The following is a 15,168-nucleotide window of genomic DNA, read 5'->3' on the forward strand; positions in this document are numbered from 1 at the left end:
GACGGACGCGATACCGGCGGATCTGTGGCGTTTCAGGCATTTTCTGTCGCCTTCGCCACGTGCACGCACAAACGTCCATTCAGGGCTTGTTTTTTACTGACCTGTCAATTATTGTTCGGGCAAACAATGCGCAGTCCGGCCGGATTTTACAGGAGCCGACGCTGCGCCACTTTTTTGCACGTTTAACTGACAGGTCAGATAATGTTCGAACAATCAAACGGAATGCCGCCCGGGGCGCGCCGCCTGGCCGCACCAGCGCTGCCGGCGCTGCCGACGCTGCCGGCGCTGTCGGCCCCGGTGGCCATGGTGGTAGCAGCGGTGCTGGCGGGCTGTGCGAACTACGCCGGCATGCGGAGCGAGAGCCAGATGGCGCAGCCCGGCCAATACGCCACGGCGCAGAGCCTTCCGGCGGAGCAGGGCCGGTGGCCGGCGGCGGATTGGGCCGACCAGTTCGGGGATGCGCAACTCAAGACGCTGATCGCGGAAGCGCTGCAGGACAGCCCGACGCTCGACAAGGCCCGCGCCCGCGTGGCGGCGGCGGTGGCGTTCAGCGAGACCGCCAACGCCAACACGCTGCCGCAGGTGGGCGCCGGCTATAGCTGGACGCGCCAGCGCCTGACCGAAAGCACCTTCATTCCGCCCGCGTTTGCCGGGACCTGGCAATCGGAAAACAAGGCCTTCCTCGGCGCCAGCTACGAGCTGGACCTGTGGGGCAAGAACCGCGAGGCGCTGCGCTCGGCCGTGTCGAAGGTGCACGCCAACCAGGCCGAAGCCGAGCAGGTGCGGCTGACGCTGTCGAGCACCATCGCCCGCAGCTACAACGAGCTGGGGCGGCTCTACGCCTTGCTCGACATTGCGCGCGACGAAGGGGTCCAGCGCACCGAAGTGCTGCGCGTGGCGCGGGGGCGGGTGAGGATGGGGCTCGACACCGAAGTCGAGCTCCGTACCGCCGAGGCCAATCTGGCGGCAGCGCAGGTGACGGTCTCCGCGCTGGAAGGCAATATCCAGCGCACGCGCTACCAACTGGGCGCGCTGCTGGGGCAGGGGCCGGATCGCGGCCTGGCGATTGCGCGTCCCACGCTCGGCGTGGGCGACGAGATCCATCTGCCGGCCAACCTGCCCGCCGACCTCGTCTCGCGCCGCCCGGACATCGTGGCCGCGCGCTGGCGCGTGGAGGCCACCACGCACGACATCAAGGTGGCCAAGGCCGAGTTCTATCCGGATATCAACCTGAGCGCGGCCATCGGCCTCGATGCCTTTGGCTGGGGCCGCTTCCTGCGCGCGGCGAGCCGCACGGCATCGGCCGGGCCGGCCATCCACCTGCCGATCTTCGATGGCGGCGCGCTGCGCGCCCAGCTCAAGGGCCGCTATGCCGAGTTCGACTTCGCGGTGGCGAACTACAACGACACGCTGATCCAGGCGCTGACCGATGTGGCCACGCAACTGGCCGATATCCGCGCGGTGGACGCGCAGTTGGTCAACGCCACGCGGTCCGACGAGGCCGCGCAGCGCGCGCTCCGGCTGGCGATGGCCCAGTACCAGGGTGGCCTGACCACGCAGTTGACCGTGCTCAACGCCCAGACCACAGCGCTGGCCAGCAGCCAGGTGGTGACCAACCTGCGCATGCAACGCCGCGACCGCCAGATCGCGCTGGCGACCGCGCTCGGCGGCGGGTACACCGAGACCGCCGCGACCGTCGCTGATGCCCAGCCGACAGCGGCAGCCCGCTGATCCGCCCTCCTTTTCCTCGATAACGGACCCTCTCATGACCTCGACTCCCACCTCCGCCGGCCAGCCGTCCGGCACCGCGCCGAAGACCCGCAAGCGCCTGCTGGCCCTGCTGGGCTTGACCACGCTCCTGGCCGCCGCAGGCTATGGCGCCTACTACTACGGCGTGGCCCGCTTCCAAGAACACACCGACGATGCCTACGTCAACGGCAACCTCGTGCAGCTGACGCCGCAGGTGAGCGGCACCGTGGTGTCGGTCAATGCCGACGACACGCAGATCGTGCGCGCCGGCGAGCCGGTGGTGACGCTGGACCCGGCCGATACCCGCATTGCGCTGGCCAGCGCCGAGGCCGCGCTGGGCCAGACCGTCCGGCAGGTGAGCGCGCTCTATATCAATAACGATGTGCTGGCCGCCACCGTGCGGCAGCGGGAGGCCGACGTGGCGCGCGTGCGTGACGATCTGCGGCGCCGCACCGCGGTTTCCGAATCCGGCGCCGTGGCGGTGGAGGACATCGCCCATGCCCGCGATGCGGTCAAGTCCGCCGACGCCGCGCTGGAGACGGCCCGCCAGCAACTCGCCTCGAACCATGCCCTGACCGACGGGGCCGCCGTGGCCGACCACCCCAGCGTGCAGGCCGCCGCCGCACGCGTGCGCGACGCCTACCTCGCCAATGCCCGCAATACGCTGCCGGCGCCGGTCACCGGCTATGTGGCGCGCCGGTCCGTGCAGGTGGGGCAGCGGGTGGCGCCCGGCAATCCGCTGATGGCCATCGTGCCGCTGGACGGCGTCTGGGTGGACGCCAACTTCAAGGAAGTCCAGCTTAAGCACATCCGCATCGGCCAGCCGGTGGCCCTGCATGCCGACCTCTACGGCAGGACGGTGACCTACCACGGCAAGGTGGCGGGCTTCTCCGCCGGTACCGGCAGCGCGTTCTCGGCCCTGCCGGCGCAGAACGCCACGGGGAACTGGATCAAGGTGGTGCAGCGCCTGCCGGTGCGCATCGCCCTCGACCCGGCCGAACTGCGTGCGCATCCGCTGCAGATCGGGCTGTCCATGCAGGTGGACGTGGAAACCAAGGCGCGCGGCGATGCCCTGGATGCCACGCGCAACGCCACACGCAGCGCCACACGCAACGCCACACGCAGCGCCGCCGAGCCGGCCCGAACCACGTACAGCACCGACGTGTTCCGACAATACGGCGCCGAGGCGGACGTGGAGATCGCCCGCATCATCGCGCGGAACCAGGGGCAGGGCGGCGAGCAGAGCGCTGCGCGCAAGCGTGAGCGAGGCGGCGAGCAAACGCGCACGCGCACCGCGTCTTAACCCTGGCACCACTCCGCCATCACCCCGCCATCACCGCTACCGGAGCCGCATCATGTTTACCGCGACCGCCTTCCAGCCGCCCCCGCCGCTCACCGGCGGGAAGCTGGTGCTGGGCAGCTTTGCCGTGGCGCTTGCCACTTTTATGAACGTGCTGGATTCGTCGATCGCCAACGTGGCGATTCCCACCATCTCCGGCAACCTCGGCGTGTCCGTCCATGAAGGCACGTGGGTCATTACACTGTTCGCGGCCGCCAACGCCGTGGCCATTCCGCTGACGGGCTGGCTCACGCAGCGCGTGGGGCAGATCCGCCTGTTCGTCGGCTCGCTGCTGCTGTTCGTGCTGGCGTCATGGCTGTGCGGCATCGCCCCGAACCTGACCGCGCTGCTGGCCGCACGCATCCTGCAGGGCGCGGTGGCCGGCCCGCTGATTCCGCTGTCGCAGGCCATCCTGCTCGGCTCGTTTCCGAAGGAGAAGAGTTCCCAGGCGCTGGCGCTGTGGGCCATGACGGCCACTGTGGGGCCAATCGCCGGCCCGGCGCTGGGCGGATGGATGACTGACAGCTATTCCTGGGCCTGGATCTTCTATATCAACGTGCCGGTGGGGCTGTTCGCCGCCGCCGTGACCTGGGCGGTCTATCGCGACCGCGAATCGCCGGTGCGCAAGCTGCCGATCGACACGGTCGGGCTGGCATCGCTGATCACCTGGGTGGCGGCGCTGCAGATCATGCTCGACAAGGGCAAGGATCTCGACTGGTTTGCGTCGCCGGTGATCATCGCGCTCGGGGTGGTAGCGCTGCTCAGCTTCCTGTTCTTCGTGATCTGGGAGCTGACCGAGCCGGACCCGATCATCGACCTGCGCCTGTTCAAGGGCCGCAATTTCCTGGTGGGCACGGCGGCGATTTCGGTAGGCTTTGCCTTGTTCTTCGCCAACCTCGTGGTGCTGCCCCAGTGGATGCAGCAATACCTGGCGTATCCGGCGGTCAATGCGGGCCTCGTCACGGCGCCGCTGGGCATTTTTGCCGTGCTGCTGGCGCCGGTCGTGGGCAAGCTGCTGCCGAAGGCGGAGCTGCGCGTGCTGGCCACGCTGGCCTTCCTGGGCTTTGCCGCCGTGTTCTTCATGCGCTCGCAGTACACGACTGGCGTGGATACCTTCACGCTGGTGCTGCCCACGCTGCTGCAGGGTATTCCGATGGCGCTGTTCTTCGTGCCGCTGACGGCCATCATCCTCTCCGGCCTGCCGCCGGAGAAAATTCCGGCGGCAGCTGGCCTGTCGAACTTCGTGCGGGTCTTCTTTGGCGCGGCCGGCACGTCGCTGGCCACCACGGTGTGGAACGATCGCGCGGTGCTCCACCACGCCCGGCTTGCGGAGCAGGCCAGCCCGGGCAATCCGCGCTATACCGCCGCGCTGGAGTCGATCCAGTCGGCCATGCATCTGTCGCCAGGCCAGTCCGTGGCGTTCTTCGAACGCGGCTTGAATGCGCAGGCCATCATGCTCGGGCTCAACGACATCTTCTGGGTCTCGGCGGTGATCTTCGTCGCCATCGTGCCGCTGATCTGGCTGACGCGGCCCACCAAGGGCGCAATGTCGGGCGCCGCTGCGGCAGCCCACTGAGGGGCCGCCTGCGGCTCAGGCGTCTTCGGTGAACTTGCGCAGCAGGCGCAGGAACTCGCTGAACTCGTCCCGGGTGAAATGGCGCAGGCGGTGGTTCAGCACGTCCGGGGCGATGTCGGGAATGCGGCTGGCAACGTCCCGGCCCTTGTCGGTCAGGATCAGGTTGACCACGCGGCGGTCTGCCTCGCTCCGTTGCCGCTGCACCATGCCCTTGCTCTCCAGCTTGTCGAGCATGCGCGTCATCAGGCCGGTGTCGATCTCCAGCAGCTTGCTGATCTCCAGCGGCGTGCTGGCCGCGCCTTGCGTGAGCGACAGCAGGATGCCCATCTGCTGGCCGGTAATGTCCAGCGGCCGCAGCGCCGCGTCGACTTCCATCAGCAGCCCGTTGCGGGCCTTGTTCAGGTGGAAGCCAACGCTCTGCGTCAGCTGGAAGTTCTCGCGGTTGTAGTGTTTCACGGCGCCTCGGGTAAGCCAGGAGCCGTCAATGTATCTGATGCGTCAGTCAATGGGAAGGGCGGGCGCCAGCATCGGCGCGCTCAGCGAATCACCTTCTGGGTCAGGCTCACGACGATGGCCAGCACGGCCACGACGGCGAGCGCGCGGAAGTGGTCGAGATTGGCCAGCAGGGCGGATTGCTGCGCCAGTACCTGCGCGATCTGCGCCGTGGCGAGTTCGGCGGCGCGCGCCGGATCGGACGACGCGGCAATCGCCGCCGTGAAGCGTGCGTGGGCGTCCTGGAACTGCGGGCTGCCCGGGTAGATGGTGTCATGCAGCGTGCTGTAGTGCCACGTGGTCAGCCATTGCTGGCCCACCGTGGCGATGGTCACCCCCAGCGCCTGGCCGATCTGCCCCAGCATGTTCTTGGTCTGCTGCGCGTTGGAGAACACGGACTCGTCGTGCGCCACGCCGCTGAAGGTCTGCATGGCCGTGACCGGCATCAGAATCATGATGAAGACCCCGTACAGCGCGAGCGCGGGCAGCACGTCGCCCCACAGGTCGGGCGCGGGCGGCATCCGGCTCATCATCCAGGCCGAGACGGCCAGCGCCAGGAAGCCGGTGACGAAGTACTTGCGCGGACTGGGCCAGCGCGGCAGCAGGCGCGAAACGGTCAGCCAGGTCAGGACACCCGCCGAGAGTCCCATCGCATAGAACTGCCCGGCGGTGGACCAGGCATGCCCCAGCGAGCGCTGCAGGGCGATGGGCAGGAGGTAGCCGTTCGCGCCCAGGGTGACGTAGCAGAACGTGAACAGCGCCAGCCCGCTCAGGTAGCGCGGTTCAACCAGATTGCGCAGCTTCAGCAGCGGGCGATCACTGCGGGACTCCGCCCAGATGAAGCCGAGCAGGGCGGCGCCGCCCGCGACGGCGCCGATTACCAGCCAGAGCCGGTCGGCGTAGAAATCGTAGTAGGAACGCTGCAGGACATACAGGACCAGGAAGCTGCCCACGGCCAGCGCCGCGAGGCGCACCGGATGGGCATCCGAGCGTTGCGCGGGCGGCGCCGTGGCCTCGGGCAGGACGCTGGTGGCCGGCAGCAGTGCCAGCGCGCACCCGGCCACCAGCCAGAAGATCAGCGGCCAGCGGTCTGCACTGACGATGGCGGAGGCCAGCCAGGGTGCCAGCGCCATGCCGCAGCACACGCCGGATGCCAACGCCTTGATGCCGAAGAACCGGGCCGGGCCGGGCGGGATCAGGTTCACCGTCAGCCGCGATGAGGTCACCATGCCGGCACAGCCGAGCGCCATGACCATGCGGGCGACCAGGAAGGTTTCGTAGCTGTCGGCATGGGCGCACAGGAGCGCCCCCAGCGCCGCCGCTCCCAGCGACCCCTGGAGATAGCGCCGCCATCCCGCGCGCTCCACGATCCAGCGTTGCAGGGCGATCACCACCACGGCCACGCTGGCGTAGGCCGCCGCGAGGGTGCTGTACTGGTCCGGGCTCGCGCCAATCTCCCCCATGATCGGCGCGGCGGCAAAGGCGACCATGCCGTTCTGGAGGAAGTCGATCGTGGTCAGCGCGGCTATCGTCAGCAGCAGGCGGCGGGGCGGCGCCGCAGTCATGGCGGAAGTCATGGCGTGCCTAGGAGTTCTCTTCGATGATGCGGCGCACGGCCTCGTCGGCGTGCGCCAGCTCGTCCGCGAACACCGTGGTGCGGTAGTTCTGGCCCGGTGCGTCAATGGCCACCAGCCGCTTGCCGTCCCGCGCGCGCGTATCGACGGCCACCTTCATCGACAGGCCGATCTGCAGCGGGTGGGCCGTCACTTCCGCCGGGTCCAGCGCGATGCGCACCGGCACGCGCTGCACCACCTTGATCCAGTTGCCGGTGGCGTTCTGCGCCGGCAGCAGCGCAAACGCACTGCCAGTGCCGGCGTCCTGCCCGATGACGCGGCCGTGATACACCACCCGTCGGCCGTACAGGTCGGTGGTGAGCGTCACCGGCTGGCCGAGGCGGATATCGCGCAATTGCGACTCCTTCAGGTTGGCCGTGACCCACAGTTGATCCAGCGGCACCACGGACATCATCGACACGCCCGGGCTGACGCGCTGCCCCACCTGCACGGAGCGCTTGGTCACCACGCCCCCCACCGGCGCCGCGATGCGCGTGCGCGAGAGGGCGATGCTGGCATTGCGCACCTGCGCGGCGGCGGCGAGCACGTCGGGGTGAGACCCCACCGACGTCCGCTCCACCAGCGCCTGGTTGCGCTTGAGCTGCTCGCTGGCCATGGTCAGCGCGGCCTGCGCAGCGCGTACGGCATGCCGCGCGTGGATCAGTTCCTCGCCCGAGATCGCCCCGCTTGCGACCAGCGCCGTGCGCCGCGTCATGTTTTCCTGCTCCCGCGCCAGATCTACCGTGCGTATCGCCACATTGGCGCGATCCTGGCCGACCGCGGCAAACTGCCCGCGTACCTGCCGCACCGTGCGGGCCAGCTGGGCCTGCGCCGCCGCGAGCGCCAACTGGGCATCCACGCCATTGAGTTCGACCAGCGTCACGCCCGTGGTGACCAGATCCGTGTTGTCGGCGAGGATCGCGGTGACCACCCCGCCCACCTGTGGGGTGACCTGCACCACGTTGCCTTCGACATAGGCGTCTTCGGTCGAGACCTGGTCCCGGCCATATTGCAGCCAGTAGCCGGCTGCGGCGGCGAGCAGGAGGGCGAGCAAGGCGCTGCCGGCGATGCGCCAGCGCCGGGCCGGGCGGACCTCGGCCGGTTTTGCAGGGTCTTGCGCGGGATTGGGTTGGCTGGCGGGATTCAAGATGCGCTCCGGGTGGCCGCACCGCCGCGCTGGGCCGGGGGGGCAGGGGAGGCCGGGGCTGTCGCGGTGTCATACCCGCCGCCAAGCGCGCGGATCAGTTCGAGGTGCAACGTACGCTCCTGGGTTTCAATGTCGATCAGCAACTGCTTCTGCTGCAGGACCTGGCCCTCGGCGGACAGCACCTGCAGATAGTTGCCAACGCCGCTGCGATAACGCGACACGGCCATGTCATAGGCCTCCTGCGTCAGTTGCAGCGCCTGCTGCTGCTCGTTGGCGCGCTCGGCCAGCCAGCGCAGGGACACCAGCTGGTTGACGACATCGTGCAGCGCAGTGACCAGCGTGGCGTTGTATTGCTCCGCGGCAGCGTCGTATTCGGCCTGCCGCACGCCGAGATTGGCGCGCAGCCGGCCCCCGTCGAAGATCGGCAGCGAGAGCGCCGGGCCAATGCCAAAGGTGCGGCTGCCCGCGGTCAGGAAGTCGGACAGGCTCAGGCTCTGCAGGCCGGCAAAGGCGTTCAGGCTGATGTTCGGATAGAACTCGGCCTTGGCGGCGCGGATGTCGTGGCTCGCCGCTTCCACGCGCCAGCGCTGCGCCACCACGTCCGGCCGGCGGCCGATCAGTTCGGCGGGCAGGGTGGCCGGCACCGCCGCCGCGTAGCGGTCGCGCAGTTGCGGGGGGCGGACCTCGGCGCCGGCATCCGGGCCCTTGCCCGCCAGCGCCGCGAGCTGGTTCCGGGTCAGCGCGATGATCTCGTTGATGGCGGCAAGGCGCTCGCGCGTGGCGGGCAGGGCCGCCTCGGCCTGCTTCATGTCGAAGGCGGAGTCGAGCTGCGCATCCACGCGCCGGCGCGTCAGGTCCAGCGTGTTCTGGCGCTGGCGGTAGGTCTGCTCGGTCAGCGCGCGCTGGGCGTAGGCGGCGTCGAGCCGCAGGTAGGTGCGCACGACGGACGTGGTCAGTATCAGTTCCGCCGCGTGGTAATCGACCTCGGCGGCGCGCACGCGGTCCAGCGCGGCGTCGAACGCGGCCTGGTTCTTGCCCCAGAAGTCGAGTTCGTAGCCGAGGCCAAGCTGCACGTCACTGGACCACTTCCAGCTGCCTGCGAGCGGGCGTGGCACGAGACCGTTCTCGCTGAAGCGCTGGCGCGTGGTCCGGGCGCTCAGGTTGACCTGCGGATACAAGGCGGATTCGGCACCGCCGGCGAGCGCATCGGCCTGGCGCACCCGCGCGGCGGCGATACGCAGCGTGGGCTGCCCGGCCAGCGCCGCTTCGACCAGCGCGGTGAGCTGCGGATCGCCAAAGCCTTCCCACCAGGCGCGGTCCGGCCAGGCGGCCGGCGACAGGGGCGTGCCCGCGAGCGATGCGGTGGCGGTCAGGCGGTTGGGATCTTCGACCGTGGCCTGCGTCTTGAGCCCCGTCATGCTGGCGCAGCCCGGCAGGAACGCCGCCGCGCCCAGTACGCCAAGGCATACCCAGGCCGGCACGGTACGCGTCTTTGGCTTCGCCATCACCTTTCTCCGCAACCTTCGCCCGGACGACATGGCCGGGGCTGAACATCGGCCCCGACGACAGGCCGGTTGCCTGCTGGCAATGTAGGGGGCCGTGACGCCTGCCGGTAGTGCCCTGGCGACACGCACGATGTTGCCGCGCGGGCACCAATCGACGCGCGGACAGTGCTTGACGATAGCCGACCAGTCGTCTATATTTCGCTCCATACCAGCCGAGCACGACAACCATGCCAAGACCCGCCAACCCCGAGATCCGCGAGCGACTGCTGTCCAAAGGTGGACGTGTGATCCACGAACTGGGCTTCAACGCGTCCGGCGTGCAGGACATCGTGGCGGCTGCGGCGGTCCCGAAGGGCTCCTTCTACAGCTACTTCGACAGCAAGGAAGCCTTCGCGGCCGAAGTTCTCTGTGCGTACTGGGCGTCTATCGAGCGCCGGCACGGGGTGGTGATGTACGACGCCCGGATCAAGCCGCTCGAGCGGATCGAAAAGCTGTTCGAACTGCTGGTGGAAGACCACGCCGCGCAGGCTTTCAAGCTGGGCTGCCTGGTCGGGAACCTGTCTCTCGAACTGTCCAATGCCAGCGCCGAGGTCCGCAAGGCGCTGGAAGGCATCCTCGCCAGCTGGCAGGGGATGCTGGTAGCCTGCATCGAGGAGGCCAAGGTGCGGCAGGAGTTGCGCCAGGACGTCGATGCCGCGCCGCTGGCGGCGGTGGTGATCGAAGCGTGGGAAGGGGCCGTGTTGCGCGCGAAGGTCGAGCGCAGCGGTGCGCCTTGTCAGCGCTTCCTGGATGTCACGCTCAAGCGCTTGTTGTCCTGAAATTTTTTTGCGCCTATTAATAGACGACTGGTCGTATATAAAAAGGCGTGCAGTGGTCCATCCCCTTTCTCAACCCTGTAGTAAAGCAAGGAGTGTCGCCATGTCTTCCAATCAGAGTCTCCCGAATCGCGTGTCACGCCGTAACCTGCTGCTCGGCAGCGCCGCCGCAGCCTCCGCGCTGGTGGCCACCAGCCTTCCCGGCGGCGCCGAAGCCGCACAGGCTGCCAAGGGGGCCAGCGCCGCGACAGCGGGCAAGCCGCACGGCAGCTACATCACCGCCCGCGACGGCACGCAGCTCTACTACAAGGATTGGGGATCGGGTCGGCCCGTGGTGTTCAGTCATGGCTGGCCGTTGAGTTCCGATAGCTGGGAGTCGCAGATGCTGCTCGTGGCCAGCTCGGGTTTCCGCGCCGTGGCGCATGATCGCCGTGGCCATGGCCGCTCCAGCCAGCCGTGGCAGGGCAATGACATGGATCACTATGCCGACGATCTCGCCACGGTGATCGAAACCCTCGACCTGCGGGACGCCATCCTGGTGGGCTTCTCCACCGGCGGCGGCGAAGTGGCGCGCTATCTCGGCCGCCACGGCACGCGGCGCGTGTCCAAGGTCGTACTGGTCTCGGCCGTGCCGCCGTTGATGGTCAAGACGCCGGCCAATCCGACCGGCCTGCCGCTGGAGGTCTTCGACGGGCTGCGCGCGGCCCAGCTTGCCAACCGCTCGCAGTTCTACCGCGACGTGCCGTCCGGCCCGTTCTACGGCTTCAACCGACCGGGCGCCAAGCCGTCGCAGGGGCTGATCGACGCCTGGTGGGCGCAAGGGATGCAGGGCGGACACAAGAACACCCTGGACTCGATCAAGGCTTTCTCGGAAACCGATTTCACGGAAGACCTCAAGAAGATCGACGTGCCCACGCTCATCATCCACGGCGACGACGACCAGATCGTGCCGATCGACGCTGCCGGCCGCGCCTCGGCGAAGCTGGTCAAGAACTCCCGGCTGATCGTCTACCCGGGCGCGCCGCACGGGCTGACCGACACCCACAAGGAAAAATTCAACGCCGACCTGCTGGCGTTCCTCCGTAGCTGACCTGCGCAACCCAACTTGAAAGGCCCCCGCCATGTGCAATCACAACCCTGCCTACACTGACCCGGCCGAGCCGGCCCTGCCCAGCGCCAGCCTGACGCTGGACCTTGCGCGCACCGCGCTGGTCGTGATCGACCCGCAAGTCGACTTCATGAGCCCCGAAGGCCGGAGTTGGGGCGTGGTGGGGGAGAGCGTGACCGAGCAGAACCTGGTGCCCAACCTCGTCCGCCTGTTCGCGGCGGCGAAGCAGGCCGGCATCTGCGTCGCCATCTCCCCGCACTATTACTTTCCGCACGACCACAAGTGGAAGGTGCTGGGCCCGGCGGAGATGTTCCAGCATGCCGTGGGCATGTTCGACCGCCCCGGCGCGCTGACGCTGGAAGGCTTCCGCGACTCGGGCGCCGATTTCATGCCCGAGCTGAAGCCTTACATCGAGGACGGCGAGACCATCATCTGCTCGACCCACAAGCTTTATGGGCCGCAGGCCAACGATCTGGTGCTGCAACTGCGCAAGCAGCGGGTGGATCAGGTCATCCTCGCCGGCATGGCGGCCAACCTGTGCGTCGAGTCCCATCTGCGCGACCTCCTCGAACAGGGTTTCGAGGTGGCGGTGGTGCGCGATGCCGTGGCCGGCCCCAAGCTACCCGAGGGCGACGGCTACCATGCGGCGCTGGTCAACTTCCGCTACATCGCCAACGCGCTCTGGGACACCGACGAGACGGTCAGGCGCCTGGCGCCGTAAGCCGCCTGAGGCCGCCGGGTAGGCAGTTCGGAGGCGCCCTACAACACCCTCCCAAACCACCACAGCGACAGCAATCCGGCGCAGCCGGCCAGCAAGGCGCCCAGCGCCGCGAAGAACGCGGTGATCTCCACCTGGTTGCGTTTGTCGAATGCCAGCCTGGCGCTGAGGGCGCGGTACACCTTCCTGAGCTGGCTCGCGTCTTCCAGGCGGAAGTACTCGGCGCCGGTGATGTCGGCCACCTGTTTCAGCACCTGCTCGTCGAGCTTGACCCGGGCTGACCAGCCATCCACCGAGAGCACCACGCCGTCGGTGGTGCCGACCCCCACCGTATAGATGCGGACCCCGTGCGCGGCGGCGAGTTGGGCGGCCTGGGCTACCGCCGGGCCGGCGTTGCTTTCGCCGTCGGAGAACAGGACGATGGCGCCCGAGGCGTAGGCGCCGGGGCGCTTGTCGTCGCCGCCCAGCGCATCGGCGGTCTTCTGCGGGGGGATGTCGTCGTCCATGAGGAGCGCCGCGTCGGTGGTGGCCTCCGGCAGCAGGGTCGTGAGCGCGATCAGCAGGCCGTTGCCCAGCGCCGTGCCGCCTTGCGGTTTCAGGCGGTCGATGGCGCTGGCCACGTCTTCCCGGTTGCGGCTGGGCGCCTGCGCCACCGCCGCCGTGGCGGCCATTGCCACCACGCCCACCTTGACCCCCGAGGGCTGGGCATCCAGCAGCACCTTGGCGGCCTGCTGGGCGGCGCGGATGCGGGTAGGCTTCACGTCCTGCGCGCGCATGCTGCCGGACAGGTCCATCACCAGCATGACGGTTTCGATGCGGGAGGGCAGCATCAGCACGGCCTGCGGGCGGGCGATGGCGAAGATCAGCGCGCTCAGGGCCAGCAGGGCCAGCACGGGCGACACGTGCCGGCGCCAGCCGGCGCCGCCGGTGGGGGTCAGGCCGACGGTGCGCAGCGCGGGATAGTGCACCGCCACACGGCGCCGGCGCGCATCGAGCCAGACATAGGCGGCCCCCAGCACCAGCACGAAGCCGAGCAGCCACAGCATTTCCGGCCACAGGAAACTGAAGAGGGGCAGGCCGCTCATCGCATCGATCATGCTGCCCCCGCGCCGCTCGCGGCCCCTTGCTGCCGATGGCGGCGCTGCCGGGCGAAGTGCAGCAGCGCCAGATCCAGCCGGGCGTAGGTCGACAGGGTCAGGCACTCCACGCCGGCCCGCGCGAAGCCCTGCCGCAGTTCGGCCTCGCGCGCCTCGGCGGCGGCCGCAAAGCGCTTGCGGAAGGCCGGGTCATGGGTGTCGACGAACATCTGCTCGCCGGTTTCGGCATCCTGCAGCACCACCAGCCCGAGGTCCGGCAAGGCGACTTCCAGTGGATCGACCAGCCGCACGGCGACGATTTCGTGGCGCCGGGCCAGCATGGCGAGCGATGCCTGCCAGCCCGGCGCGCTGATGAAGTCTGAGACCACGAACATCACGGAGCGGCGTTTCGCCACGGACCGCGCGCGCTCGAGCAGGTCACGCAGCCGGGTGTCGCCCGGCGATGCGGCGGGCGTGGCCTGCATGCGGTCGAGCAGGTGCAGCAACTGGCGGCGCCCCGCACGCGCCGGTATCACCGACGTGGCGATCTCGCCCGCGCCGCCGTAGAACACCGCGCCCACCCGGTTGCCATAGCGCGTCAGCAGCAGCGCCAGCACGGTGGTGAAGTCGTTCAGCAGGTCGCGCTTGCGCACCGTACCGGAGCCGAAATCGATCGAGCCGCTCAGGTCCAGCAGGAACCAGACCGCCACCTCGCGGTCTTCCTGGAACTCGCGCACATGCGGCGTTTGCAGCCGCGCGGTCACGTTCCAGTCGATGTGGCGCACATCGTCGCCGGGACGGTATTCGCGCAGATCGGCAAGGTCCAGCCCGAAGCCGCGGAACAGGGTGCGGTAGTCGCCCTGGAGCATGCCATCGAGCCGGCGCACCACGGTCCACTCCAGGCGGCGCACCAGCACCTCGGTCTGGCTGGCGCGCGGGCCGCCCAGCGGCGCCTCCGCGGGGGGCGGGACCGGGGGGAGCGGGGCAGCGGCGTCCGGGCCGGCCCGGCGCCTAGCGAGCAGCCGCCCGAACATGGGCTTCCAGCGGCCGCTCTGGCACGGGCAGGGCCTTGAGGATGCGCGCGATCAGCTGATCCGCCGTCATGCCATCGGACATGGCCTCGTAGGAGAGCGCCAGCCGGTGGCGCAGGACATCGGGCACCAGGTCCACCACGTCTTCCGGCACGGCATAGTGCCGGCCGCGCAGGAAGGCCAGCGCGCGGGCGCCTTCGATCAGGCCGATGGTGGCGCGGGGGCTGGCGCCGAAGGACACGTAGCGATCCATGTCGGCCAGACCGTAGTTGCCCGGCTTGCGGGTGGCTGCCACCACGCGCACCGCGTACTGGATCAGTTCCGGGTCGACGTAGACCTTGCGGCAGGCTTCCTGCAGTTCGACCAGATGCTCGGGCGTGGCGATCGCCCCGACGTGGATGCGCGGGCCGGTCACGCGATTGACGATGACGACCTCCTCCTCCTCGCTCGGGTAGCCCACCAGCACCTTCATCATGAAGCGGTCTACCTGCGCCTCCGGCAGCGGGTAGGTGCCCTCGGTCTCGATCGGGTTCTGCGTGGCCATGACCAGGAAGGGCGCCGGCACGCGGTGCGTCTCCCCGGCGATGGTGACCTGCTTCTCCTGCATGACCTCCAGCAGTGCGCTCTGCACCTTGGCCGGCGCGCGGTTGATTTCATCGGCCAGCAGCAGGTTGGTGAACACCGGCCCGCGCACGGTGGAGAACTCGCCGGTGCCCTGGTTGTACATGCGGGTGCCGACCAGGTCCGCGGGCAGCAGATCGGGCGTGAACTGGATGCGCTTGAAGGTGCCGCGCATGGTGCGGGCGAGGGTGTTGACGGTCAGCGTCTTGGCCAGGCCCGGCACGCCTTCCACCAGCAGGTGCCCGCCGGCCAGCACGGCCACCAGCACCCGCTCCAGGAAGTGGTCCTGCCCCACCACCACGCGCTTCACCTCGTACAGCAGGCGTTCCATCAGGTTGGCGCTGTCTGCAGCGCTGCGGGCTTCGTCGTTCATAGGCC

13 protein-coding genes are annotated in these 15,168 nt (G+C 68.9%); 6 read left to right on the forward strand and 7 right to left on the reverse strand.

What is annotated here, in order from left to right; genetic code table 11:
* Positions 1-303 precede the first annotated feature (303 nt).
* Genes SB751_RS08775 through SB751_RS08785 form a run of 3 tightly spaced genes read left to right on the forward strand, consistent with a single transcriptional unit; the run spans position 304 to position 4,664 of the window.
* Positions 304-1,731, forward strand: coding sequence for an efflux transporter outer membrane subunit (locus SB751_RS08775; RefSeq protein WP_244844793.1), 1,428 nt, complete (start codon positions 304-306; stop codon positions 1,729-1,731).
* 34 nt (positions 1,732-1,765) lie between these two features.
* A complete protein-coding gene (locus SB751_RS08780) occupies positions 1,766-3,052 on the forward strand; it encodes an HlyD family efflux transporter periplasmic adaptor subunit (RefSeq protein ID WP_410747948.1) in 1,287 nt (428 codons plus the stop codon).
* Entirely contained in the window at positions 3,009-4,664 is a 1,656-nt protein-coding gene (locus SB751_RS08785) for a DHA2 family efflux MFS transporter permease subunit (protein ID WP_410747949.1), read from the forward strand. The genes SB751_RS08780 and SB751_RS08785 overlap by 44 nt, the downstream gene beginning before the upstream one ends.
* A gap of 15 nt (positions 4,665-4,679) precedes the next feature.
* On the opposite strand, the gene SB751_RS08790 is transcribed toward SB751_RS08785, so the two are convergent.
* The 4 genes from SB751_RS08790 to SB751_RS08805 form a co-directional block, all read right to left on the reverse strand.
* Positions 4,680-5,120 (reverse strand): MarR family winged helix-turn-helix transcriptional regulator, encoded by a 441-nt coding sequence (locus SB751_RS08790; protein ID WP_144198481.1) that lies wholly within the window; start codon positions 5,118-5,120, stop codon positions 4,680-4,682.
* An 80-nt stretch (positions 5,121-5,200) separates the two neighbouring features.
* On the reverse strand, positions 5,201-6,733 hold the full coding sequence (locus tag SB751_RS08795) for an MFS transporter (protein WP_144198478.1): 1,533 nt from the start codon (positions 6,731-6,733) through the stop codon (positions 5,201-5,203).
* Between the two features lie 7 nt (positions 6,734-6,740).
* The gene (locus SB751_RS08800) at positions 6,741-7,916 is read right to left on the reverse strand and encodes an efflux RND transporter periplasmic adaptor subunit (protein ID WP_244844791.1); all 1,176 of its coding nucleotides are present in this window, start codon (positions 7,914-7,916) and stop codon (positions 6,741-6,743) included.
* Positions 7,913-9,421, reverse strand: a complete 1,509-nt coding sequence (locus SB751_RS08805) for an efflux transporter outer membrane subunit (RefSeq protein WP_211943362.1) — start codon at positions 9,419-9,421, stop codon at positions 7,913-7,915. Before SB751_RS08805 ends, SB751_RS08800 begins: the two co-directional genes overlap by 4 nt.
* Before the next feature lie 227 nt (positions 9,422-9,648).
* On the opposite strand from SB751_RS08805, the gene SB751_RS08810 reads away from it, so the two are divergent.
* The 3 genes from SB751_RS08810 to SB751_RS08820 all read left to right on the forward strand — a co-directional run bounded on the left by SB751_RS08810 (position 9,649) and on the right by SB751_RS08820 (position 12,065).
* On the forward strand, positions 9,649-10,239 hold the full coding sequence (locus tag SB751_RS08810; protein WP_250025820.1) for a TetR/AcrR family transcriptional regulator: 591 nt from the start codon (positions 9,649-9,651) through the stop codon (positions 10,237-10,239).
* Between the two features lie 100 nt (positions 10,240-10,339).
* Positions 10,340-11,326 (forward strand): alpha/beta fold hydrolase, encoded by a 987-nt coding sequence (locus SB751_RS08815; RefSeq protein WP_144198467.1) that lies wholly within the window; start codon positions 10,340-10,342, stop codon positions 11,324-11,326.
* Positions 11,327-11,357: 31 nt separating this feature from the next.
* Positions 11,358-12,065, forward strand: coding sequence for a cysteine hydrolase family protein (locus SB751_RS08820; protein ID WP_144198464.1), 708 nt, complete (start codon positions 11,358-11,360; stop codon positions 12,063-12,065).
* A 38-nt stretch (positions 12,066-12,103) separates the two neighbouring features.
* Here SB751_RS08820 and SB751_RS08825 read toward each other — a convergent pair whose 3' ends face one another.
* From SB751_RS08825 to SB751_RS08835, 3 genes are read right to left on the reverse strand one after another with little or no spacing between them, the layout of a single operon-like run.
* Entirely contained in the window at positions 12,104-13,159 is a 1,056-nt protein-coding gene (locus tag SB751_RS08825; protein ID WP_144198461.1) for a VWA domain-containing protein, read from the reverse strand.
* Positions 13,156-14,172: a DUF58 domain-containing protein gene (locus SB751_RS08830; RefSeq protein WP_144198458.1), complete on the reverse strand. Its 1,017-nt coding sequence runs from the start codon at positions 14,170-14,172 to the stop codon at positions 13,156-13,158. The genes SB751_RS08825 and SB751_RS08830 overlap by 4 nt, the downstream gene beginning before the upstream one ends.
* Positions 14,150-15,163 carry an AAA family ATPase gene (locus SB751_RS08835; RefSeq protein ID WP_144198456.1) on the reverse strand — a complete coding sequence of 338 codons (1,014 nt, stop codon included), beginning with the start codon at positions 15,161-15,163 and terminating at the stop codon, positions 14,150-14,152. Before SB751_RS08835 ends, SB751_RS08830 begins: the two co-directional genes overlap by 23 nt.
* Between the last annotated feature and the right edge of the window lie 5 nt (positions 15,164-15,168).

The sequence above is a fragment of the Cupriavidus sp. SIMBA_020 genome (genome assembly GCF_046535395.1).
Lineage (GTDB): Bacteria > Pseudomonadota > Gammaproteobacteria > Burkholderiales > Burkholderiaceae > Cupriavidus > Cupriavidus campinensis.

Bases quoted from the DNA above. Each gene is read 5' to 3' on its own strand.
- SB751_RS08775 (WP_244844793.1), top strand. From the start codon at position 304: ATGGTGGTAGCAGCGGTGCTGGCGGGCTGTGCGAACTACGCCGGCATG.
- SB751_RS08780 (WP_410747948.1), top strand. From the start codon at position 1,766: ATGACCTCGACTCCCACCTCCGCCGGCCAGCCGTCCGGCACCGCGCCG.
- SB751_RS08795 (WP_144198478.1), bottom strand. From the start codon at position 6,733: ATGACTTCCGCCATGACTGCGGCGCCGCCCCGCCGCCTGCTGCTGACG.
- SB751_RS08805 (WP_211943362.1), bottom strand. From the start codon at position 9,421: ATGGCGAAGCCAAAGACGCGTACCGTGCCGGCCTGGGTATGCCTTGGC.
- SB751_RS08810 (WP_250025820.1), top strand. From the start codon at position 9,649: ATGCCAAGACCCGCCAACCCCGAGATCCGCGAGCGACTGCTGTCCAAA.
- SB751_RS08815 (WP_144198467.1), top strand. From the start codon at position 10,340: ATGTCTTCCAATCAGAGTCTCCCGAATCGCGTGTCACGCCGTAACCTG.
- SB751_RS08820 (WP_144198464.1), top strand. From the start codon at position 11,358: ATGTGCAATCACAACCCTGCCTACACTGACCCGGCCGAGCCGGCCCTG.
- SB751_RS08825 (WP_144198461.1), bottom strand. From the start codon at position 13,159: ATGATCGATGCGATGAGCGGCCTGCCCCTCTTCAGTTTCCTGTGGCCG.
- SB751_RS08830 (WP_144198458.1), bottom strand. From the start codon at position 14,172: ATGTTCGGGCGGCTGCTCGCTAGGCGCCGGGCCGGCCCGGACGCCGCT.
- SB751_RS08835 (WP_144198456.1), bottom strand. From the start codon at position 15,163: ATGAACGACGAAGCCCGCAGCGCTGCAGACAGCGCCAACCTGATGGAA.